We start from the raw sequence: 22,956 nt of genomic DNA, 5'->3' as shown, positions 1-22,956 counted from the left end.
GAAAGAAGAAGAAGAACGTAAGAAGCGCGAAGAAACCGCTGATCACCACCTTACGACTTCTACTTACGCACGTGAAGCAGAAGATGTTGCTGATGCGCGTGATGAGCAAGGCACACGCCGTGCTAAGAAAAAGAAAAAAGCCCCAGCGAAGGAGAAATTTGTTCCTTCGAGAGGCAAGAAAAGCAAGCTAAAAGCACCAGCTTCATTACAACATGGCTTCCAAAAGCCAACGGTTGACGTGAAAAACGAAGTGCGTATTAGCGAAACAATTACAGTTGCTGAGCTTGCATCACGCATGGCCGTTAAGGGCGCTGAAGTTGTAAAAACAATGATGAAAATGGGTGACATGGTTACCATTAACCAAGTGATCGACCAAGAAGCTGCACAGTTAGTTGCAGAAGAAATGGGCCACAAAGTTATCATTGTTAAAGAAAACGAATTAGAGCAAACAGTACTAAATGACCGTCATGAAGATGGTAAATCTGAGCCACGTGCGCCAGTAGTAACTGTAATGGGTCACGTTGACCATGGTAAAACGTCAACGCTTGATTATATTCGTTCAGCAAAAGTGGCCTCTGGCGAAGCCGGTGGTATCACACAGCATATCGGTGCTTATCATGTTGACGTAAATGGTAACATGATCACTTTCTTGGATACTCCTGGTCACGCGGCGTTTACGTCAATGCGTGCTCGTGGTGCTAAAGCAACAGATATCGTAATCCTAGTGGTTGCAGCAGATGATGGTGTAATGCCACAAACTAAAGAAGCGGTTCAGCATGCGCGTGCAGCTGGCGTTCCTTTAATTATCGCTGTTAACAAAATGGATAAAGAAGGCGTAGACCCAGATCGCGTTAAGAATGAGCTTGCTCAACTAGACGTTATTCCTGAAGAGTGGGGCGGTGATACACAGTATGTGCATATTTCTGCTAAAACTGGTTTAGGTATTGATGACCTTCTTGAAGCGGTATTAAACCAATCTGAGTTGTTAGAACTTACTGCTCCAACTGTGGGTATGGCTGCTGGTGTTGTTATTGAATCTCGTCTTGATAAAGGCCGTGGTCCAGTTGCTTCTATCCTTGTACAATCTGGTACGCTTAACCAAGGTGACATTGTATTATGTGGTCTTGAGTATGGTCGTGTTCGTGCAATGCGCGATGAAAACGGTAAAGACATCAAGTCTGCAGGTCCTTCAATCCCAGTTGAGATTTTAGGTCTATCTGGTATTCCAGCAGCGGGCGACGAAGCAACTGTAGTTAAAGACGAGCGTAAAGCCCGTGAAGTTGCACTTTACCGTCAAGGTAAATTCCGTGATGTTAAACTAGCACGTCAGCAAAAAGCGAAGCTTGAAAACATGTTTACTAACATGACTGAAGGCAATGTGTCTGAAGTTAATGTGGTACTTAAAGCAGACGTTCAAGGTTCAATCGAAGCAATCTCTGATTCATTGACTAAACTGTCAACAGATGAAGTTAAAGTGAAGATTGTAGGCTCAGGCGTAGGTGGTATCACTGAAACTGACGCAACCCTTGCTGCAGCATCTAATGCAATCGTGGTTGGCTTTAACGTTCGTGCTGATGCATCGGCACGTAAAGTAATTGAGTCTGAGAACTTAGACTTACGTTACTACAGCGTTATCTATAGCTTGATTGACGAAGTGAAGCAAGCTATGTCTGGTATGTTAGCACCAGAGTTCAAGCAAGAGATCATTGGTCTAGCTGAAGTTCGTGACGTGTTCAAGTCACCTAAAATTGGCGCTATCGCTGGTTGTATGGTTACTGAAGGTGTTATTAAACGTAGCGCACCAATTCGTGTACTTCGTGATAACGTGGTTATCTACGAGGGTGAGCTTGAGTCACTTCGTCGCTTTAAAGACGATGTTGCTGATGTTCGTAACGGCATGGAATGTGGTATCGGCGTTAAGAACTATAACGACGTTCGCGTTGGTGACCAAATCGAAGTATTCGAAACAGTTGAAGTACAACGTACACTTTAATTGTTCGTAAGCTAAGATAATAAATGGGGGCTCAGCCCCCATTTGTGTATCCATTATTTAAATAACTTATTTATATTTCTCAATGAGTTATAATTTTTAGAGTAGAGTCTAATGAGAGAGTTTTCTCGTACTGATCGTGTTGCTCAGCAAATTCAAAAAGAAATTGCTGTTATTTTGCAACGTGAAATTAAAGATCCACGTTTAGGTATGGTTACAGTATCTGCTGTAGAAGTATCACGTGATTTATCTTATGCAAAAATCTTTATTACTGTGTTTAACACCCAAGATGAAGATGCTGCAAAGCAAAGTGCTAAAGTATTAAATGAAGCGACCGGTTATATTCGCTCACTACTTGGCAAACGCATTCGTGCCCGTATTATGCCAGAGCTTAAGTTTGTGGTTGATAATTCACTGATGGAAGGCATGCGTATTTCAAACCTTGTTGATTCTATTATTCGTGAAGATAAAGCAAAGCATGTAGATGACGAAGTTGATAGCGTAGATGATGCAGAGCATATCGACGAAACAGACAGCGAAAAAGGCACTAATACAGATGGCAAAGCGCAGTAAAGGCCGTCCAGTTGACGGTATTTTGTTGTTAAACAAACCAATAGGCATTTCATCAAATAAAGCGCTACAGCAAGCTAAAAGTGTGTATTTTGCACAAAAAGCGGGGCACACCGGTGCCCTTGATCCGCTTGCAACGGGTATGCTGCCTATCTGTTTTGGTGAAGCGACTAAATTTACTCAGTTTTTACTCGATACTGACAAAACCTATGTAGTTCGCGCTAAATTAGGTGAACGTACGACAACATCAGATTCTGATGGTGAAATTGTCAGTACTAAAGATGTCAATGTGACGGCTGAGCAACTTAGCGAAGAAATTGCTAAGTTTTTAGGTGAGTCAGATCAATACCCGTCAATGTATTCAGCGTTAAAATATGAAGGCCGACCTTTATATAAATATGCGCGTGAAGGCATTGAAGTACCTCGCAAGTGCAGAAAAATCAACGTATTTAGTTTAACACTAGATGAGTTCGATGAAGCTAATAACGAAGTGCAAATGACCGCCCATGTTTCAAAAGGTACTTATATTCGTACTATCGTCGATGACTTAGGCGAAAACCTGGGTTGTGGCGCGCATGTGATCATGTTGCATCGCAGTGCGGTAGGGCATTACCCTGCTGACAAAATGGTGTCACTTGAGCAGTTAGAAGCGTTATTAGTAAAAGCGAAACAAGAAGAGCTTACGCCTTCTACTTATCTTGATGAACTATTACTGCCAATGGACACCGCATTAGTTGGTCTACCTGTGGTTGAGCTCAGTAAAGAGCAAGGTAGTTCTTTTAGCCATGGTCAGGCGGTTGTACTTGATATTGAACTGCCAGAAGGGGCAATTAAAGTGCTCGCTGATGGTGTGTTTATTGGCACTGGTGAACGTAATCCTGATGGCCATTTAAAGTCAAAACGTGGCTTATCAAATCAGCAAGAAACAACAGCGTAAAGTTTAGCTTGTAGTTATTGCCGTAGCTGGTAGAATACGCCCGCTAATCGTTTTGGCTGAATTAGTGATCGGCTAAGACACCTTTTAAATTTTATTTTTGGAGTTACTATGTCACTAAGCAATCAAGAAAAGATCGATATCATCGCAAAATTCGCACGTGCAGAAGGCGACACTGGTTCACCTGAAGTACAAGTTGCACTTCTTACTTTTGATATCAACAAGCTTCAAGGTCACTTTGCTGATCACAAGCATGACTTCCACTCACGTCGTGGTCTGCTTCGTAAAGTAAGCACTCGCCGTAAACTGCTTGATTACCTTAAAGGTAAAGACATTGCACGTTATACTGCGTTAATCCAAGAACTTGGCCTACGTCGCTAAGAACTAGATTACATAGAAAGGAGCTTTATAGCTCCTTTTTTTGTGCCTGAAATTTCTCACTCTCTCTGTCCACAACAATTAATTCTCTTGAAATATCAAATAAAAGCCACATAGTTAGTGACAGCAAAGCACACTTTTTAGCGCGCCTATTATCACCACTTTTATCTAGGGACTAAGCTCGCAATTTTGCATTACTTTGTTATATACTATGCGCGTAGATAAAAAGGTTTATCTACGCTTATTCACATCATTGCCAATTGTAGTACTTAATTGATTTCCAACTGAATACAATTATGTACTGTAATTGGTACTTTGATGGCAACTTATTAGAACACATTTAAGGAACATTTTAAGTGCAAGCAATTATTAAAGAATTTCAACTAGGTCAACATACAGTTACCCTAGAAACCGGTGCAATCGCTCGTCAAGCAGACGGCGCAGTACTAGCAAGTATTGGCGACACATCAGTATTAGTTACTGTTGTTGGTAAGCGTGAAGCACAACCGGGCCAAGATTTTTTCCCACTAACAGTTAACTACCAAGAGCGTATGTACGCTGCAGGTCGTATCCCTGGTGGTTTCTTAAAGCGTGAAGGTCGTCCAAACGACGGTGAAACACTTATTGCACGTCTTATTGACCGTCCAATTCGTCCACTTTTCCCAAATGGTTTTGTAAACGAAGTACAAGTTATTGCTACTGTTGTTTCTGTTAACCCTGAAATTCAACCTGATATGGTTGCGATGATCGGTACTTCAGCAGCACTTGCTATCTCTGGTATCCCATTCAGTGGTCCAATTGGTGCAGCGCGCGTTGGTTACATCAACGGCGAATACGTACTTAACCCAACGTTAAAAGAGCTTGAAGAAAGCCAACTTGATTTAGTTGTTGCTGGTACTGATAACGCAGTACTTATGGTTGAATCAGAAGCTGACGTACTTGCAGAAGACGTTATGCTAGGTGCGGTTGTATATGGTCATGAGCAATCTCAAGCTATCATCAACGCAATCAACGAATTCAAAGCAGAAGCTGGCAAACCTACATGGGATTGGGCAGCACCTGAAAAGAACGTTGCTTTAGAAGATAAAGTAGCAGCAATCGCAGCTGATAAAGTAGGCGAAGCTTACCGCATCACTGATAAAGTGGCTCGTAAAGAAGCACTTGGCGTAGCTAAAGACGAAGTTGTTGCTGTATTAACAGCTGAGCTTGCTGAAGGCGAGTCACTAGACAAGCAAGAAGTTGGCAAAGTATTTGGTTCTCTTGAGAAGAAAATCGTACGTGGGCGCATCACTGCTGGCGAAAAACGTATCGATGGTCGTGAACCAGATATGATCCGTGCACTTGACGTAATGACTGGCGTATTGCCACGTACTCACGGTTCTGCAATCTTTACGCGTGGTGAAACACAAGCACTGGTAACAGCTACACTTGGTACAGAACGTGATTCACAGTTAATCGATGATTTAACTGGGACACATAAAAACCACTTTATGCTTAACTATAACTTCCCTCCGTTCTGCGTAGGTGAAACTGGTTTTGTAGGTTCTCCTAAGCGTCGTGAAATCGGCCACGGTAACCTAGCTAAGCGCGGTATCCAAGCTGTAATGCCTACATTGACTGAGTTCCCTTACTCAATCCGTGTTGTATCTGAGATCACTGAATCAAATGGTTCATCTTCAATGGCATCAGTATGTGGTACTTCACTTGCACTTATGAATGCGGGTGTGCCAATTAAAGCGTCTGTTGCGGGTATCGCGATGGGTCTAGTTAAAGAAGACGAAAAATTCGTAGTTCTTTCTGACATCTTAGGTGATGAAGATCACTTAGGTGACATGGACTTTAAAGTAGCTGGTACTGCTGCAGGTATCACTGCACTACAGATGGATATCAAGATTGAAGGTATCACTCAAGAAATCATGCAAATTGCGCTTAAACAAGCAAAAGCTGCACGTTTACACATCTTAGGTGTGATGGACGAAGCGATTTCTGCTCCATCTGAAGAGCTTTCAATGTTTGCTCCACGTATCTACACTATGAAGATACCACAGAAGAAAATCGCAGAAGTTATCGGTAAAGGCGGCGCAACTATTCGTCAACTTACTGAAGAAACAGGTACTACGATTGAAATCGGTGATGACGGTACAATCAAAATTGCAGCAACAGACGGTGAAAGCGCAGCAAATGCAATCAGCCGCATTGAGCAATTAACAGCTGAACTAGAAGTAGGTACTATCTACGAAGGTAAAGTTGTACGTATCGTTGATTTCGGTGCGTTTGTAAACATTCTTCCTGGTAAAGATGGCCTAGTGCATATCTCTCAGATCAGTACTGAGCGCGTAAATAACGTGACAGATCACCTATCTGAAGGTCAAGAAGTTAAAGTTAAAGTACTAGAAGTAGACCGTCAAGGTCGTGTACGTTTAAGTATCAAAGAAGCAATGGAATCAGCAGCTGCCGCAGCTGATGCACCAACTGACGCTTAATTGTTGATATTTAATCCAGATATTCTCTGGATAATATAAAAAGGGGCTGTATAGCCTCTTTTTTTATGCTTTAATGAAACCTCTTTGGATAGCACTTGTCCTATCAGTTTGCTACTTATCTTGGTATAAAGGATTTTAATGATACTTAAACACATAGCCTTGGCATCGTTTGCTATTCTGTCTTTAAGCGCCTGTCAATCTACTTCGCAAGCACAACCGACTGCGATTGTGAATGTGCCTTTCACTGCGCCTTTAGCGTCTGATTTTCGTAGTGAAATAGCGATAGCTCGTTATTCTGAATTATTAAATCGTGCTGATCTAGCGCCAGATCAACAAGCAAAATTATTTTATGACCGTGGCGTATTATTTGATAGTTTAGGTATGTCTACCTTGGCGCGGATTGATTTTAATCGTGCTGTGCAATTGAAGCCCGATTTAGCCGAAGTGTATAACTTTTTAGGTATTCACCATACCTTGATGCAACAATTTGAAAAAGCCTATGAATTTTTTGATTCAGCGTTAGAACTCAATGAGCAACACGAATATGCCTACTTAAATCGTGGTATTGCTCTTTACTATGGCGATAGAGCAAATCTTGCAGCAGCTGATCTTAAAGAGTTTTTATCTCGTTCGCCAAGTGATCCTTACCGGGTGTTATGGCTTTATCTAGCGCAAGCAAGCGCTGATCCTGTGCAAGCTTTAGCAAACTTAAAAAGCAATGCACAAGGGCTGGATGATAGCCAATGGGCGTATAGTTTAATATCACTTTATTTGGGCGATATGAGCGAGCAGAGCTTTTTAACAAGTCTTGCCGATGGTGTTAAAACTGAACAAGAATATGCGCAGCGGCTATGCGAAGCTTACTTTTATTTAGCTAAAATATATCAAGCTAAAGGGCTTGATTATCAAGCCGCAGATTTCTTTCGTTTAGCACTTGCCACCAATGTGCATGAGTTTGTGGAATATAAATATGCCCGTTTAGAGCTTGAGTTAATGGCTGGTGAAAACGACAGTTAAATTATTTATTAGCGTTGTTGTTATGCTGAGTTTGGGATATTTACCAGGCTCAGTTAATCAGCATCGCGATATTGCCTTTTGGCATGTAAAACATACCCCAGATTCTATTCTTATTAGTTATTATCGTTTTATTGACGATTTTAATGCTCAGCTTAATTCATTGACTGATGCTACCTTATACTTATTAGCTATAAATGCTGTTACGGATGCACAATTTGCTTGGGCACTGCGGTTACTAACAAATGATCAGGCACAATCGGCTTTACCTTTTTGGCGTGTCAGCGTGGCTCAGCAAAGTGTTGATAAGCGCCGCAGACTCAGTGCATTGTTACTGCAATCAGAACGTTGGGATGATTTAACATCACTGGCAGAGCAACACCTGTTGCCTGCAAGTCATGCGGCAGAACAATTAAAATTACACCATGGCGCCACACCGGCGAGTATTGACCAAAGCTTTGCCAGTCATGAGGGATTTTTATTATCCTTTTCACAGCTGCAAGCGCAACCGCAGTGTCAGTTTAATGTGTTGATGATGACAGATCATCGCCAAGGTTTAGCAAAACTTAATGCATTTAAAATTCGTTATCAACAACACCCCCAACCGAGCTCAGGCAGCTTTTGTTTTAGTAAGCCTATTTATTTAGGGGACTCCATAAACTGCCAACAACAGCCGCAACATGCCGCTAAATGTGATTGGCAGCCTTTAGCTCACAATAAAGCTTGGCCAACGGGCTTTGATTTTATAGTGATGATGACCGCAACTGGCTCAGGCAATGTGCAAGGTGGCATAATGCACTTAAACTCGGCGAGTTATTACGGTTTATTTTTACATGAGCTGATGCACTTTAACGGCTTTGAAGATGAGTATCCGTTACCCGCAGCGAAGCAGGCGTGGCTATGTAATCAAAAAGGCTTGGTGGCGCCGAACCTTTTTATTGCCAATGATCTTACACCACCGGCTGGCTGGCAGCTAAGTGATAGCTGTCAAACACCAATTAAAGCATATAAACCAAGTCATAACTGGTCAATAATGCAATATCAACAAATCCCTTTGTCAGTGTATTATCAACAATTATGGTTGCAACAAATTACTGATCCGAGCTATCAACCACTACGATTTAGCGACTATTTTCAGCAATTTAAAGCACCTATGAACTTTATAAACAAAATGACAAAAAAAAATATTGAGGGATAAAGTTGTAAATAATATGCTGTCAGCACTAAAATAGTACAAAATAACAGCAGGTAGAAGGGCTTACTATAGACAAAATCGTCGCTGATCAGTATAACTATATACCTATAAAGCGTTTATTGAAGCTAAAATTAAAACCATCCGAAATGACCAGTACTAAACTAAAACTAACTAGCAGTGTATTGATACTCTTATGACTTCAAAAGGTTTCTCTCTATGACTTTGCTCTGGATACCCCTGTTATCCTTAATTGGCAGTGTTATTTCTTCCTGCACCGGCAAATTGACTCGTAATCAATCTACGAGCTTAACTATGCTAGCGCCTTTATGCGCCTTAGCAATTGCGATTTATCACACGCCAGCGGTTTTAGCGGGTGAGACAATTCGCTTTACCACACAATGGATACCAGCGCTGGGTATGGAGCTGGCTTTTCGCCTAGATGGCTTAAGCTTATTGTTTATCTTTATGATCTTAGGGATCGGGTTGCTGGTTATTTTTTATACCCGTTATTACCTAAGTAATAATGACTCGATGCCAAAATTATACTGTTACTTAATGCTGTTTATGACTGCAATGCTCGGTATTGTGATGTCGAATAACGTGATTCAACTATGGCTGTTTTGGGAATTAACCAGTATTAGCTCATTTTTGTTAATCAGTTTTTGGTGGCATAAATCAGAGGCCCGTAAAGGGGCACGTATGGCATTAGCAGTCACTGGAGCAGGCGGATTAGCTCTACTAGGCGGCTTACTTCTGCTTGGTGATATTGTTGGTAGCTATGATCTAGACGTTATTTTAGCTAGCAAAACATTGATCCAGTCACATGACTTATACGAAGTTGCATTAGTGTTGGTATTGCTAGGTGCATTTACTAAATCAGCTCAATTCCCATTTCATTTCTGGTTACCGCACGCAATGGCAGCCCCAACGCCAGTGAGTGCCTATTTGCATTCAGCGACTATGGTAAAAGCCGGTATCTTCCTACTTGCACGTTTTTATCCAGCGTTAGCTGGAACAGATATCTGGTTTATTTTGGTTGCCATGACCGGCTTAACAACGTTATTGGTCGGCGCCTACATCGCTTTATTTAAGCATGATTTAAAAGGGCTGCTGGCGTATTCAACCATTAGCCATTTAGGTTTGATCACTTTATTACTTGGGTTAGATACTGAACTTGCCACAGTAGCGGCAATATTTCATATTATTAACCATGCAACGTTTAAAGCGTCATTATTTATGGCCACCGGTATTATTGATCATGAAACTGGTACGCGAGATATGCGTAAGCTCAATGGTATGTGGCGATTTATGCCTTATACAGCGACACTGGCAATGGTTGCGGCGGCGGCAATGGCTGGGGTGCCGCTATTAAATGGTTTCTTGTCAAAAGAAATGTTTTTTGCAGAAACCTTACATCAACAAATACTAGGTTCTATGTCGTGGCTTATTCCTGTATTAGCAACTCTAGCGGCTGCTTTTTCTGTGGCATATTCGGCACGCTTTATTCACGATGTATTCTTTAATGGCGACCCAATCAATTTACCAAAAACACCGCATGAGCCTCCTCGCTATATGCGTGTGCCAATCGAAATACTCGTTGTGTTGTGTTTACTAGTCGGTATGTTTCCAAACTTTGTGGTTGATGGTATTTTGTCAGCGGCGTCGCTAGCAGTTCTTGGGGAAGCGACACCACAGTTTAAACTGTCAATTTGGCATGGTTTTAATTTACCATTGCTTATGAGTGCGATGGCTGTCGTGGGCGGTGTATTTATATATATTCAGCGTAAGCACTTATTTAAGTTTCAAGCATCACTACCTCCATTAAATGCTAAAAAAACCTTTGAGCGGTTTGTCTATGCGATCATTAAGTGGAGTCAAGAAAAAATCAGCAGCACCGAAAATGGTTCTCTGCAACGTTACATTGTTGTGATGTTGGGGGTCGTATTGTTGTGTGCTGGTTGGCCATTGTTTGAAATGAACGCTTTGGCGGGTACTGCGCCACGTACGCCGATCGATTTTCATAATGCCATTGGTGCAGGTTTAATGATCATCGGTGCCATTAGCACTGTGATTTGGCATCGCTCACGGATGGTATCGTTATTGATGATATCAATCGTAGGGTTAATGGTTTCAGTGGCATTTACTCGCTTCTCAGCGCCCGATTTAGCGCTTACACAGTTAACCGTAGAGGTAGTGACAGTCATTTTATTAATGCTGGCATTATTCTTCTTACCGCAACGCACACCTAAAGAGTCGAGTTCATTACGTATTTTACGTGATTTAGGGATTGCCTCAGCAGTGGGGGTGGTTATTGCCAGTATTTGCTATGCATTATTAACGCGTCCGCTTGAGTCAATTTCAGATTTCTTTATCGCCAATGCAAAAACTGGCGGAGGCGGTACCAACGTCGTAAACGTTATTTTGGTTGATTTCAGGGGCTTTGATACCCTAGGGGAAATCACGGTACTGGGGATTGCAGCATTAGGTATTTATAAAGTATTAACTAATTTACCATTGTTTATGCCAGCCAGTGACAGTGAAGGTCGCCCTTGGGCGCGAGAACGTCATCCTCTGTTATTAGCCAGTATTTCACAAAGTTTATTGCCATTGGCGTTATTAGTCTCTGCGTATATCTTTTTGCGCGGTCATAACTTACCTGGTGGGGGCTTTATTGCCGGGTTAGTCACTGCAATTGCCTTTATTTTGCAGTATATGGCTCATGGTTCAATTTGGATCTCTGAGCGCTTTGATGTGAACTATCGAAAGATCATTGCCTCGGGTATCGCCATTGCAATGTTAACAGGGCTAGGAAGTTGGGCATTTGGACGACCGTTTTTAACCACTTGGTTTGAATATTTTGATGTGCCATTTATCGGCAAAGTAGAACTGGCCAGTGCCATCGTATTTGATTTAGGTGTTTACATGACCGTAGTCGGCGCGACCTTAATGATACTCGCAAGCCTAGGTAAGTTAACCGCAGATACACCTAAGAAAGAGGTAAATATTTAATGGAACTGTTATACGCATCATGCGTTGGTGTACTGGTGACTTGTGGGGTGTACTTGATCCTAAGAGCACGGACTTTTCCGGTAGTATTAGGGTTAACGATGCTGTCATATGCAGTGAACTTATTTTTATTCTCTGCGGGGCGCTTAACTATTAATAAAGCCGTCGTGCTTGGTACCGGCACTGACTATGCCGATCCGCTGCCGCAAGCGTTGGTACTGACAGCTATTGTAATTGGTTTTGCAATGACCGCCTTTGTCGTGATTTTGGCAATTCGTGGTCGTGCTGATTTAGGCAATGATCATGTAGATGGTCACTTAGGTAAAATTGAACACAAGGAGCACAAATGATCCAGCATCTAGCTTCTTGGCCAATTTTATTACCTATGCTTGCCGGCATTATTTTACTGTTACCTCCCTGTGGGAAAAGTATTCCTATTCGTCGTGTTGCCTCTGTAGTCATGGCATTATTAAACACTTTCGTCAGTGCGCTATTATTATGGCAAGTTTTCCAGTCAGGCATTATTGTGTATGCCATCGGCGGCTGGCAAGCCCCATTTGGGATCGTGCTGGTTGCTGATTTAGTGTCAGTCCTACTGGTGTTACTAACGTCATTTCTAGGTTTGGCTGTTACTGTGTACAGCTGTATGGGAGATGATGAAAAAGGGGGCTTTTTTCATCCTTTAGTACACTTTTTGGTACTGGGTGTTAACGGTGCGTTTTTAACAGGGGATTTATTCAACCTGTTTGTATTTTTTGAAGTGCTGTTAATTGCTTCCTACTCATTACTAATGCATGACGGTGATAAACACAAAACGCGATCAGCCATTCAATACGTGAGTTTAAACCTGATTGGATCGAGTGTTTTTTTGATTGCACTGGGTATTTTATATGGTGTATTAGGCACCTTGAATATTGCCGATATGGCACAAAAAGTGTCGCAGTTACAGTGCGATGACGTCTACCTTGCAAAAATTGGTGGGTTATTACTGCTGGTTGTTTTTGCGCTAAAAGGCGCATTGTTACCACTGCACTTATGGTTACCCAATACTTACGCTAGTGCAATGCCTGTGGTGGCAGCATTATTCGCAATTATGACTAAAGTGGGTGTATACGCAATGCTGCGTGTCTATACCGTTATCTTTGGTGATGAAGCAGGACAACTTGCACACATGGCACAACCATGGTTGTGGGGCTTGGCCGTTGCAACTATTATAGTTGGCTCCATTGGTGTTGTTGCCGCGCAAGATTTACGTAAGCTCACTGCTAATTTAGTGATTGTATCGGTGGGGACGTTAGTCGCCTTAGTCGCATTACAAAACATTAATGCCACAGCGGCGCTGTTGTATTACTTAGTGCATTCAACCTTAGTGTGCGCGGCCTTATTTTTAGTGGCCGACCTAATTGCTCATCAGCGTGGTAAAGTTGCGGATCGTTTTGCGCCAGGACGCGGCGTAGCGCAACCATACTTATTAGGCACGTGCTTTATTATTGCTGCTTTAGCTGTAGTCGGCATGCCACCACTGTCAGGGTTTATTGGTAAAGTGTGGATTTTAAAAACCACCTTAGATAGCGAAAAAGCATTGCTATTTTGGCCTGTTTACTTGCTTGCCAGCTTTGCATTATTGGTCGCATTATCTCGAGCGGGTACTACCTTGTTTTGGGAACGCAAACACCAAGACAGTGAACCGACTGAAGGAGTAAAAGCGCATCCATTGCAGGTCACGGCAATAATTGCTTTATTAGTTTGTTCGCCTTTGTTAGTGATCTTTGGCGGCGCAGTAAGTGAATATATGATTGCTGCTGCTACGCAATTGCATGATATTACCGGTGGTATCAATACGGTACTTGGAGGGGGCTTATAATGCGTTTAGAATCACGTTTTCGTTGGTTACCAACACCTTTTCGCAGTGCATTATTGTTTGTCGTATGGCTGCTACTTAATAACAGCGTATCGGCAGGTCATATAGTGTTGGCTGTGATATTCGCTATTTTAATTCCTTTAGTCAGTTTTCCATTTCGCGAACCACAACCGCTTATTATTAAGCCCGGTTTAGCGCTAAAGCAGTTAATCATCGTGATGTACGACATTATTACCGCCAATATGCAAGTCGCATTGCTTATTCTTGGGCCAGTTAAAAAACTGCGTCCCGCGTTTGTAAAAGTACCAATAGAGCTCAGTCATGCTATGCCTATCACTATTTTGGCAAGCACAGTATCGCTCACACCGGGCACCGTAAGTGCAGAGGTATATCCGATACCTGAATCTCTCGCTGAGGGTGAGCAACCAACGCAGCGTTATTTGCTTATTCATGTATTAGATTTAGATGACGAACAAGCATTGATCGACACCATTAAACAACGTTACGAAGCACCTCTTAAGGAGATATTTCAATGTTAGAAACGGTCTTTTTAATTGTTTTTGCAATGATTGGTTTATCGTTACTGCTTAACTTATGGCGTTTGGTGGTAGGCCCTTCTGTACCTGACCGCATTTTAGCGCTAGATACTATGTATATTAATACCATAGCGTTAATTATTTTATACGGTATGAGTATGGGCACAGGGTTGTATTTTGAAGCTGCACTGTTAATCGCGATGCTTGGCTTTGTAAGTACAGTAGCGGTATGTAAGTACTTGTTACGTGGCGACATCATCGAATAAAGGGTAATAACATGATCAGTGAATGGATAGTTTCTATATTATTATTAATCGGTGGTGCATTTATATTAATAGGCTCGATAGGCCTTATCAAAATGCCGGACTTTTTTATGCGTCTGCATGGTCCTACAAAAGCTACAACCCTTGGCATGGCTGGAATGCTAATCGCCGCGATGATATTTTTTAGCAACACGCAAGATGGCGTTAGTGTCAAAGAATTATTGATCTCAATTTTCTTATTGATCACCGCACCGATCAGCGGTTACATGCTAATAAAATCAGCAATCCACCATAAACTAAAAGCTAAAGACGGCACCAAAGGTTTGGATAACATCGAAGACGATTAATTTTTTGAAGATTGAAGATTAATATCAGCCCGTTAAGTTACTTTAACGGGCTTTTTATTAACGGTTTTTATTTGTACACTCAAACCTATCATCAACTTCCATCACTTATAAATGCTAAAACATAAAAAACTTATTATCGCGTGCTTGCTGATATTATTGCCGTTGCTAGATAGTTTATTTATACCAACGGCTTTTGGGCTGCAATGGCATAATGCAAAAAGCATGTATTTACTCAGTGCTTATATGATGCCGATTAAATTAATATTGGTGACTATCGGTGGCTTTTTGTTAGCAAGCCACGGTCATCCCCATCATGACGAGCCCCGAGTTTGGTATGCTAAATTATTTGATATCAGCTTTTTTATATTGGCAGGGATCCAATTTATTGTCCTAGCAATCATTAGTGCATTGTATCTAGTGCTTGGCACTCAAGCCGACGACTACCGGCAACAGGGGAATATTAGTGTGTATACCTCGGATGTTGGCGCGTTTGGCAAAGCAACGCATTATTTTTCTTATCAATGCACTGATAAAAATGGCTTTTATAGTTTAACACCGATAGCCACCCTCGATTGGTTAGGGTCGTTCACATTTAGTGAAAAAGCGAATACCTTAATCATCAAGCATGACGATCACAGTGGTAAAGGCGAACAAATTAAACCAATAGATATCAGTGGATTTGGCTGTAATGTGTTAAGTTTTAAACGGTAAGCTTTAAGTTGCTCTGAGCTAAATTTAATATCAGCATGATAAATTTATATTATTTGCGTTTGTAGGTTTACTGTACGAGGTTAATAAGCGAATGATTGTATTTTAGATACTAAAGGAAGCTTTTTATATGGCTAAAAAAGAGTTGATCGACCAAGATGGACAAGTCGACTTTGGTATTTTTCCAGATGGAGTAGATGACATCAATTACTTGGATTTTGACCTGCGTAGTACTATGGGTAAATCCAGAAGTACGCTTTTTAAAAAGTTAAGCTTTAATCAATTTCAATTTATTAGTTTGAGTTGCGAGCAGTTAATTATTGGTTTAGCGATCGTTGATTTAAAAATTGCGAGTCACTGTTTTGTATATGTATACGACCCACAAACGACAGAATTCGATGAAGTCAGTTTTATCAGCTTACTGGCTTTAAATACGTGTATTGATAGCACACCAAACACCGGGCAAGCGACTTTTCGAAAAGGGCGTAACAGCGTAACTATTAATACAACCGCTAAGCCGCAAATACGCTCGGTAGAGGTAAATTTAAAGTCCGGGCTGAAAATTAGTGCCTGTATTGATGAATCGATAAATTATAACCCGCTTGCGGTGTGTGTTCGTGCCGGTTTTACAGGCTTTCATTTTACCCAAAAAACTGCCGCATTACCCTGTACTGGAACACTTCAGTGGCGTGGTAACAAATATGTATTTGAAGAGCTTAAAGTACTGGCAAGTGTTGATTGGAGCGCGGGTTTCATGCGTCGCGAAACCTTTTGGAACTGGGGGAGTTTAGCCTGCACATTAGCTGATGGCCGCCGCTTAGGTTTAAATTTAAGTGCGGGGGTTATTGAAACAGGTTTTACCGAAAACGCCTTGTGGCTCGATGGCACGTTTTATAAAATTGATATGGTCGATTTTCAATTTGAGCGCTATGGTAATGCTAAAGCAACGAGTAAATGGCGGCTGCGTTCAAACGACGGTATCATCAATTTATACTTCGAACCCGCAGGTAAACGCCAAGATAAAACCAACTTAATTATTATCGCGACTAACTTCACTCAACACTTCGGCCGTTACTATGGTGAAATAACTCTTGCAGACGAAGTTATCACACTTAACGGCGAATGGGGATTTACCGAAGACCACTATGCGAAGTGGTAAAGAGTACTTAATACCAATCGATTTAAATATTTAACCATTCTAGCGAGCTAAATAAAGCGCTAACTGCGTTATAATTTTTTCAAGTAGAACAACTGCATGTCAAAATTTATGCCTTGTTATCACTGCATTTATCTGTAGTTATAAATGGTCAGTAACTTTACACGATTGGTATAACCTGACTATCGTTTAAAAATGAACTTAACATCTATCCTAAGATCAGCTCGTTGCCGCGCCACTAAATTCAATCGATTTGATCAACGACTATAGTGCTTAATACACTGCGTGATAAACCAAATCGAATCTTGTATTAGGTAAACACCGACAGCACCCAACGTGAGTAAAGTCGCGGCAGCTTGCAACAGCAAATGCTGCGACACATGCTTCGCCAGCAAGCCGTTGTTAAGGTAACTCCCCAGCAGTGAGCCAAGTCCCAAAAAAATCTCACTATAACCAAATTGCTCAGGCGTGAACCCCAGCGCTGCGAAATTAAATCTACCCAGTTGGTAATAAGAAAAAAGGGAAATGTTGTAAAGTGCCACCAACAATTACCACTGACATTTTTTAACTAACTCAAACCAAGAACGAGTAAACTTTTTAGGGGGGATTTTCTTTGGTGGTGCGATAGGGACTTCGAGCTTTTTAGCAAAGTAACGGTGTACAAAGGTTTTCATTTGATCGCTTTCTAATTGCTCGTAAGCTATTTGCAATTTTGCTTTGTCCTTTCGGCTAACATAATTTCCTTTAAGTTTTTTAAAACGCATTTCCAGCCACAGTAATAAAGCTTGTTTAGCCTCATTGGGAAAGGCATGGGTTAAAGTGGATGTGGGTCCGTATAATCTTTCAAAGTTTATTGTTTGATCTTGGATCAAAAATACCATTAACAGATTTAATCCTGCAGAAATTTGTCCCGCTCGCTTGTCAATAATTTGATAACGGCTTAAGGCACTACGAAAATAATGTTCAGCTTCTGGGATTTTATTCTCATCAAGTGCCAAATAGCCCAAGTTACTTTCTATCATGGCGACAACGTTAGGGAGGTTTAAACGCACCGTGAAATTATAGCTTTCGGCATATAGGTTACGCGCTTCGTCATTGTTATTTTGCCATAGCGACCAGTGCCATACTGTTGGTAAGCGTCAAGCGTTGACGATCATTTTCAGCGTATTTATAACCACATTGAAAACTTAGTTGGGCATCGTCTAAATACTCTGCATAGCGTAGCCAAATACCTAACGCACTCATAATAGACGTTATTCTCTTTTTGAAATAAGGGGCTTGCTGCTGACTAAATATCGCATCTACAGACTGATGAAGGCGGTCAAATTGGCTGGTCGGAACGGCTGCTCGGGCGTTAATAAGATGCCAACGAATAAATAACTCAGGTAAAACTTTATCGATATCGTCAAGATTTTCAAGAATAATAATAGATTGCGCTGGGTTGACCACAAGGTAGTCTTCAGCTTCGTTTAACTTATTTTCAAAAGTGCTTAGTTCAGTAGCAAAAGCTTGCTGAAAACCAAGTAACAGGAACCAACATATAACGAAAAGCCGTAACAACTTGATCTCAATTACTTAATGATGTAATTGATAATTATAGTTGCCGCAGTCATACAAATCAAAGCTAATAAACCAGAATAAGTTCTTAGCTATCAAGTATGTTGTATTTAAAGGTGATATTTATCATAAAAGAGAAAATAACACAGATAGAAAAAGCCCTAGATCTATATAGATTTAGGGCTTTCATTTATTTACTGTTAATGTCAATCAGCTTATCGTTTAGAACTTTTCAGCTCTCTATTATTCGTCTATCGATCTCAATAATGCATTAATCCCTACTTTTTCGCGGGTTTGCTGATCTACTTTTTTCACGATAATTGCAGCGTATAAGCTGTGAGTACCGTCTTTTGATGGCAGTGCGCCTGGAACAACCACAGCACCTGCTGGTACGCGGCCGTAGTGGATCTCGCCAGTTTCGCGGTCGTAAATGCGAGTACTTTGGCTGATGTAAACACCCATTGAAATAACAGCGCCTTCTTCAACGATCACGCCTTCTACAATTTCAGAGCGTGCACCAATAAAACAGTTATCTTCAATGATAGTAGGATTGGCTTGTAATGGCTCTAAAACGCCACCTATGCCAACACCTCCTGACAAGTGTACGTCCTTACCAATTTGTGCACACGAGCCTACAGTGGCCCATGTATCAACCATAGTGCCATCATCAACGTAAGCACCAATGTTTACATATGATGGCATCAATACTACATTTTTACCGACAAAGCTGCCTTTACGGGCAACAGCGTTTGGTACAACGCGCATGCCACCTTGCTGAAATTGCTCCGGTGTATAGTCGCTAAATTTCAGTGGTACTTTGTCATAAAACTGGTTTACGCCGTCGTTCATTGGTTGATTGTCACGAATACGAAACGACAGTAACACGGCTTTTTTTAGCCATTGATGGACAACCCACTCACCACTGATTTTTTCAGCAACGCGTGCGGCACCACTATCAAGTAGCTCAAGTACATCGATTATGGCTTGTTTTACATCACTAGGTACTGTGCTCGGGCTGATGCTATCACGGTTATCCCAGGCGTTTTCAATGGTGGTTTTTAAATCTGACATAAGATCCTCTTATTCGGTTTCTGCGTTGAGTTTTTTACGCAATGCTTGATGAATTTTTGCTTGTTCTTCGTCGGTAAGAGCTTGGTATTCGTTATTCGATACCACGAAGAAATCTTCTGCACGTTCACCTACGGTGGTGATCCGCGCGGCGTGTATATGTAATAAATGGGCTTGAAACACTTCGGCAATTTTGGTTAATAAGCCAGGAATATCTACCGCTTGAATTTCGATTAAGCTGCGGTCTTTACGCGGGTGAGGGCGCAGGATAATTTTTGGTTTAATATTAAAATCTTTAAAGCGTTGTGAGCGATTCTTTTTAAAGCGAATTTTCTTTTTCGGATCAGCAAGCGCTTGATCAAGGCCGCGTTTGATTGACTGCGCTTGAGCGCTGGCAATCGGGTCGCCACTGACTTCAAGTACTACAAAGCTAAACAGCACATAGCCGTCGCGAGTGGTGAGCACTTGAGCATGTTGAATTTGCGCTTTTTTAGAGCCGATCACACTTACTAAACGGGCAAATAAACCGCCGGAGTAGGGGCTATAAACAAAAATCTGTGTACCGCCGTGCATGGCTGTATTTGATACCGCAACACTGGGTTGGCTTAAATCAACGCAGTTTAGTAAATGTTCGGTGTGCCATGATAGTTGTTGTTCACTAAAGGCCGTAAAGTAATTTGCTTTAAAACGGCTCCAAATTAAATCAATCTGATTTTCATCATAGCCATTGTTGATTAACCGTTGTTTGGCTTGATGCTTTTTATCGCGAATTTGGTCGCGCTGATCCATAGGATTTTCAAGGCCTAACCGTAACGCCCTTTGAGTATGCAGGTAAAGCTCACGCAACAAGGTGTTTTTCCAATCATTCCACAAGTTGTCGTTAGTGGCGCGAATATCTGCGACGGTTAAGCAGTATAGGTAATCAAGTTGTCGTTCGGTTTTAACTCGAGTAGCAAAGTCTTTGATCACATCTGGGTCATTAATATCTTTGCGCTGTGCAGTTACAGACATAAGTAAATGGTTACTAACTAGCCAAGCAATCAATTTGCCATCGGAAGTTGAAAAACGATGTAATTTGGCAAAAGCAATGGCATCAACAGCACCGAGTTCTGAGTGATCGCCGCCACGGCCTTTGGCAATGTCATGGAAGATGCCTGCTAAATACAGTAGCTCGGGCTTGTCCATGCGGGTGACTATTTCACAACAAATAGGAAACTCACTGACGTTTGCTTTATCAAAATATTGATAAATGTTATTGATCAACTTATGAGTATGTTCATCCACAGTATAAGCGTGAAATAAGTCAAATTGCATCTGTCCAAAAATGTTTCGCCACTGGGGTAAATAAGCGGCAAGCATGCCGTGCTTGTGCATTAAAGTAAATGCACGGCCCATGCCGTTAGGGTGTTTAATTAGCCGTAAAAAGGCTTCACGACAGGCGGCATAATCTTGCAAATCTCCTAACAGACGACGGCGCACTTGGCGGATGGTACGGATAGTACTTGGGTAAATATGGGTAATTTCAGGGTTATCGGCAATGTGTTCGAACAATACAAATAGTTGATCACGGCGAAAGAACACGGACGGATTTTTTACCCTAATTTGATGGCCAACACGTTCGAAATTACGATCGAGTTCAACCACTGCTTGTTCGTTACTTTCCGGTAAAATGCTTTGTTCAAAATATGATAACAACATTTGATTTAGCTCACGGACCCGGCTCATGATCCTAAATAATCGCTTCATCATCCGCTCAACTGAGGCTTTACCATCGCTACCAAAGCCAAGTAAATCAGCAGCCAGTGGTTGATGATCAAATAACAACCGGTTCTCAGAGCGTCCAGCCGCTAAATGCAGCGCAAAACGGATATTCCAGAGATTTTCTAAACACTCCAACAGCTCTTGGTATTCTTCATGAGTGAGATAGCCGTGGCTAATAAGCTCTTGTAAGGTTTCGGCTCTAAAATGTTTTTTAGCAACCCAAATGATGGTTTGCAGATCTCGCAGGCCACCGGGATTTTCTTTGATATTTGGTTCGAGGTTGTATGCTGTACCGTGACATTTTTTATGACGCAGTTGTTGCTCATGTACTTTTGCTAAAAAGAATTCGTCAGAGTGCCATACAGGCGTATCAAGAATATGCTCTTTGAGTTTTTCATATTCAATGTGATTACCGAACAGTAGTCGACTTTCAAGCAAGCTAGTGGCAAAAGTTACGTCGGCACGTTTTTGCTCAATCGCTTGCTCAATGGTACGCACACTGTGGCCAATTTCTAAATTAAGATCCCATAGCATGGTCACAAATTGGCCGATTTTTTCACACACTGCATCACTAGGTTGCTCAGTAACTAGCAGTAAAAAATCGATATCTGAATAGGGGTGCAGCTCACCGCGACCGTAACCGCCAACGGCGATCAAGGCTAAATCTGGCTCATGGGCTAAATCATAAACATGAAACAGTTTAATCAGTAAGCGGTCGATAAACTCAGCCCGGGCATTAATCAAATTACCGACTGGCTGTTTTGAAAACTCGTTTTGTAACCATTTATAAAAATAAGTAGAACAATCGCGGTAATCGGTTAATTGCTCAGCATCGCTGAGCAATTTTTTAACTTTATTGGGTAATGCCACCTAGGCTCCGTATTATCTTAATAGCAGAAACAATTAGTAATGACCGTTTTTACACTAAATTAGCAAAAAATGCGAGAAATGAACACATTGTAATTATAACAAATTCTTGAGTAAAAAGTTGCAACGTTAACTAATTTAAAGAAGGCAGATTACGATAGAAGATAAATTTTAATTGCAGAATTAATTTGTTCCTATTATAGTTTATTTGGTTTTTCTAATGTTAAGGAGTTTTACAGTGAAAAATTTATTTTTATTTTTATTTATATTTGCTAGTTTTTTTGTAGTCAAGCATGGGCTATTCTAGTTAAGGAAAGTGAACTGCAAGCATTTGGAGTCAATGAACAAAATAGTCAATATGTTTATAAAATTAATAGAAACCTTACGCATGAGGCAGTATATTTTTGTAAGGAAGACTCAGCAAGTTGTATAGATAAAATTAATGGAGAGCGTTATTTATTTAACTTGCAAAAAAATCAGATTAAAAAAATTCAAAATGCTGAGCTTATAGGCTTAAGTAAAGATGAGGAGGCATTATTTAGAGTATTCACTCTTTTATTTCGAGAGGAATATGAAAGAATTGAATCACTTCATGATCAAGAAATCTTTCAACGTTCTTTTCGCACAGAAACATCAGGGAGCTGCGGCACTCCAACACATTGGTCTGATCCATTGATCCCTGATTTTCATTATGGCCAAGCTTGCGCTATTCATGATCAATGTTACGGTACTTATACTAGTAAATCTCAATGTGACTTTAGGTTTTTGGAAAAAATGGAAAGGGCGAATTTTACTTTATTAGCTGAAATAAGAACTGACATATTAATAGATAGTCCTGTTACAGTAGCTGTTTATAAAGCTCTTTTAGATCAATTAGCCGATGGTTATTATGCAGCAGTTAAGAATAGTCAGAGTGCATTAATTGCCTATTGCCAAGGGAAACCCGCTGATTGTATTAATTTAAAAGGAGACTATAGTCAATTTATTAATAATGGCATAGATCCTTCAGTATGTGACTCTGGACAAAGTAGTTGTATCGGAGGAGGTGATGGCAACGGACCTGGTACCTTTCCATCTTGCTTAGTGCAAATGATGGTATGCACAGGTGGTGGTTGTAATTACTATACACAACCTTGTTTATAGTGTCGTTTGATAAGGAGTAATAAATGTTTTATGTCGCACTTATGATTATGTTGGTAGTGCTTGCTGGTGTTAGTTACAAACAAAGGGAAGCTAATTTTTTAAAGTTTAATATAATTATA

General features: G+C 41.0%; 20 protein-coding genes. 16 read left to right on the top strand and 4 right to left on the bottom strand.

Features of this window, described 5'->3' with window-relative positions:
- The 15 genes from infB to H5158_RS19715 all read left to right on the top strand — a co-directional run.
- The coding region (gene infB, locus H5158_RS19785; protein ID WP_182740729.1) for a translation initiation factor IF-2 at positions 1-1,993 on the top strand (1,993 nt) is incomplete at its 5' end.
- Between the two features lie 111 nt (positions 1,994-2,104).
- Positions 2,105-2,563, top strand: a complete 459-nt coding sequence (gene rbfA / locus H5158_RS19780) for a 30S ribosome-binding factor RbfA (RefSeq protein ID WP_182740728.1) — start codon at positions 2,105-2,107, stop codon at positions 2,561-2,563.
- Entirely contained in the window at positions 2,547-3,497 is a 951-nt protein-coding gene (gene truB, locus H5158_RS19775; protein ID WP_145240440.1) for a tRNA pseudouridine(55) synthase TruB, read from the top strand. Before rbfA ends, truB begins: the two co-directional genes overlap by 17 nt.
- 108 nt (positions 3,498-3,605) lie before the next feature.
- Complete coding sequence (gene rpsO, locus H5158_RS19770) at positions 3,606-3,875, top strand: 30S ribosomal protein S15 (RefSeq protein WP_016707659.1); 270 nt, start codon at positions 3,606-3,608, stop codon at positions 3,873-3,875.
- A gap of 353 nt (positions 3,876-4,228) precedes the next feature.
- Positions 4,229-6,355 (top strand): polyribonucleotide nucleotidyltransferase, encoded by a 2,127-nt coding sequence (pnp, locus tag H5158_RS19765; protein WP_145240442.1) that lies wholly within the window; start codon positions 4,229-4,231, stop codon positions 6,353-6,355.
- Between the two features lie 138 nt (positions 6,356-6,493).
- Positions 6,494-7,372, top strand: coding sequence for a lipoprotein NlpI (nlpI, locus tag H5158_RS19760; RefSeq protein WP_182718695.1), 879 nt, complete (start codon positions 6,494-6,496; stop codon positions 7,370-7,372).
- Positions 7,356-8,567, top strand: coding sequence for a hypothetical protein (locus H5158_RS19755; RefSeq protein WP_182740727.1), 1,212 nt, complete (start codon positions 7,356-7,358; stop codon positions 8,565-8,567). The genes nlpI and H5158_RS19755 overlap by 17 nt, the downstream gene beginning before the upstream one ends.
- A gap of 213 nt (positions 8,568-8,780) precedes the next feature.
- Complete coding sequence (locus H5158_RS19750) at positions 8,781-11,573, top strand: monovalent cation/H+ antiporter subunit A (RefSeq protein WP_149983002.1); 2,793 nt, start codon at positions 8,781-8,783, stop codon at positions 11,571-11,573.
- Positions 11,573-11,920, top strand: a complete 348-nt coding sequence (locus H5158_RS19745) for a Na+/H+ antiporter subunit C (protein WP_145240450.1) — start codon at positions 11,573-11,575, stop codon at positions 11,918-11,920. The genes H5158_RS19750 and H5158_RS19745 overlap by 1 nt, the downstream gene beginning before the upstream one ends.
- A complete protein-coding gene (locus H5158_RS19740) occupies positions 11,917-13,434 on the top strand; it encodes a monovalent cation/H+ antiporter subunit D (protein ID WP_182740726.1) in 1,518 nt (505 codons plus the stop codon). Before H5158_RS19745 ends, H5158_RS19740 begins: the two co-directional genes overlap by 4 nt.
- Positions 13,434-13,970, top strand: a complete 537-nt coding sequence (locus H5158_RS19735) for a Na+/H+ antiporter subunit E (protein ID WP_145240454.1) — start codon at positions 13,434-13,436, stop codon at positions 13,968-13,970. Before H5158_RS19740 ends, H5158_RS19735 begins: the two co-directional genes overlap by 1 nt.
- On the top strand, positions 13,964-14,233 hold the full coding sequence (locus H5158_RS19730) for a K+/H+ antiporter subunit F (RefSeq protein ID WP_016707651.1): 270 nt from the start codon (positions 13,964-13,966) through the stop codon (positions 14,231-14,233). Before H5158_RS19735 ends, H5158_RS19730 begins: the two co-directional genes overlap by 7 nt.
- Positions 14,234-14,244: 11 nt before the next feature.
- A complete protein-coding gene (locus tag H5158_RS19725; RefSeq protein WP_182718692.1) occupies positions 14,245-14,577 on the top strand; it encodes a Na+/H+ antiporter subunit G in 333 nt (110 codons plus the stop codon).
- A 111-nt stretch (positions 14,578-14,688) separates the two neighbouring features.
- Positions 14,689-15,288 carry a hypothetical protein gene (locus tag H5158_RS19720; RefSeq protein WP_182740725.1) on the top strand — a complete coding sequence of 200 codons (600 nt, stop codon included), beginning with the start codon at positions 14,689-14,691 and terminating at the stop codon, positions 15,286-15,288.
- A 127-nt stretch (positions 15,289-15,415) separates the two neighbouring features.
- Positions 15,416-16,444: a DUF2804 domain-containing protein gene (locus tag H5158_RS19715; protein WP_182740724.1), complete on the top strand. Its 1,029-nt coding sequence runs from the start codon at positions 15,416-15,418 to the stop codon at positions 16,442-16,444.
- Between the two features lie 545 nt (positions 16,445-16,989).
- Here the strand turns inward: H5158_RS19715 and H5158_RS23465 are convergent.
- The 4 genes from H5158_RS23465 to glnD all read right to left on the bottom strand — a co-directional run bounded on the left by H5158_RS23465 (position 16,990) and on the right by glnD (position 21,697).
- On the bottom strand, positions 16,990-17,463 hold the full coding sequence (locus H5158_RS23465) for a hypothetical protein (RefSeq protein WP_259399467.1): 474 nt from the start codon (positions 17,461-17,463) through the stop codon (positions 16,990-16,992).
- Between the two features lie 76 nt (positions 17,464-17,539).
- Positions 17,540-18,001 carry a hypothetical protein gene (locus H5158_RS23460; RefSeq protein ID WP_259399466.1) on the bottom strand — a complete coding sequence of 154 codons (462 nt, stop codon included), beginning with the start codon at positions 17,999-18,001 and terminating at the stop codon, positions 17,540-17,542.
- A 240-nt stretch (positions 18,002-18,241) separates the two neighbouring features.
- The gene (gene dapD / locus H5158_RS19705; RefSeq protein WP_182740723.1) at positions 18,242-19,069 is read right to left on the bottom strand and encodes a 2,3,4,5-tetrahydropyridine-2,6-dicarboxylate N-succinyltransferase; all 828 of its coding nucleotides are present in this window, start codon (positions 19,067-19,069) and stop codon (positions 18,242-18,244) included.
- A gap of 9 nt (positions 19,070-19,078) precedes the next feature.
- Entirely contained in the window at positions 19,079-21,697 is a 2,619-nt protein-coding gene (gene glnD, locus H5158_RS19700) for a [protein-PII] uridylyltransferase (protein ID WP_182740722.1), read from the bottom strand.
- A 462-nt stretch (positions 21,698-22,159) separates the two neighbouring features.
- Between glnD and H5158_RS19695 the strand changes: the two genes are divergently transcribed.
- Positions 22,160-22,837, top strand: coding sequence for a hypothetical protein (locus H5158_RS19695; protein ID WP_182740721.1), 678 nt, complete (start codon positions 22,160-22,162; stop codon positions 22,835-22,837).
- Positions 22,838-22,956 lie beyond the last annotated feature (119 nt).

Origin of the sequence: Pseudoalteromonas sp. SR45-6, from assembly GCF_014163545.1 — a bacterium.
Lineage (GTDB): Bacteria > Pseudomonadota > Gammaproteobacteria > Enterobacterales > Alteromonadaceae > Pseudoalteromonas > Pseudoalteromonas rhizosphaerae.
Note: the sequence above shows the minus strand (reverse complement) of the source record. Positions and strands in the feature narration are given on the sequence as shown.

Coding starts and splice junctions, on each gene's coding strand:
- rbfA (WP_182740728.1), top strand. CDS start 2,105: ATGAGAGAGTTTTCTCGTACTGATCGTGTTGCTCAGCAAATTCAAAAA.
- truB (WP_145240440.1), top strand. CDS start 2,547: ATGGCAAAGCGCAGTAAAGGCCGTCCAGTTGACGGTATTTTGTTGTTA.
- rpsO (WP_016707659.1), top strand. CDS start 3,606: ATGTCACTAAGCAATCAAGAAAAGATCGATATCATCGCAAAATTCGCA.
- nlpI (WP_182718695.1), top strand. CDS start 6,494: ATGATACTTAAACACATAGCCTTGGCATCGTTTGCTATTCTGTCTTTA.
- H5158_RS19750 (WP_149983002.1), top strand. CDS start 8,781: ATGACTTTGCTCTGGATACCCCTGTTATCCTTAATTGGCAGTGTTATT.
- H5158_RS19745 (WP_145240450.1), top strand. CDS start 11,573: ATGGAACTGTTATACGCATCATGCGTTGGTGTACTGGTGACTTGTGGG.
- H5158_RS19740 (WP_182740726.1), top strand. CDS start 11,917: ATGATCCAGCATCTAGCTTCTTGGCCAATTTTATTACCTATGCTTGCC.
- H5158_RS19735 (WP_145240454.1), top strand. CDS start 13,434: ATGCGTTTAGAATCACGTTTTCGTTGGTTACCAACACCTTTTCGCAGT.
- H5158_RS19730 (WP_016707651.1), top strand. CDS start 13,964: ATGTTAGAAACGGTCTTTTTAATTGTTTTTGCAATGATTGGTTTATCG.
- H5158_RS19725 (WP_182718692.1), top strand. CDS start 14,245: ATGATCAGTGAATGGATAGTTTCTATATTATTATTAATCGGTGGTGCA.
- H5158_RS19720 (WP_182740725.1), top strand. CDS start 14,689: ATGCTAAAACATAAAAAACTTATTATCGCGTGCTTGCTGATATTATTG.
- H5158_RS19715 (WP_182740724.1), top strand. CDS start 15,416: ATGGCTAAAAAAGAGTTGATCGACCAAGATGGACAAGTCGACTTTGGT.
- H5158_RS23465 (WP_259399467.1), bottom strand. CDS start 17,463: ATGATAGAAAGTAACTTGGGCTATTTGGCACTTGATGAGAATAAAATC.
- dapD (WP_182740723.1), bottom strand. CDS start 19,069: ATGTCAGATTTAAAAACCACCATTGAAAACGCCTGGGATAACCGTGAT.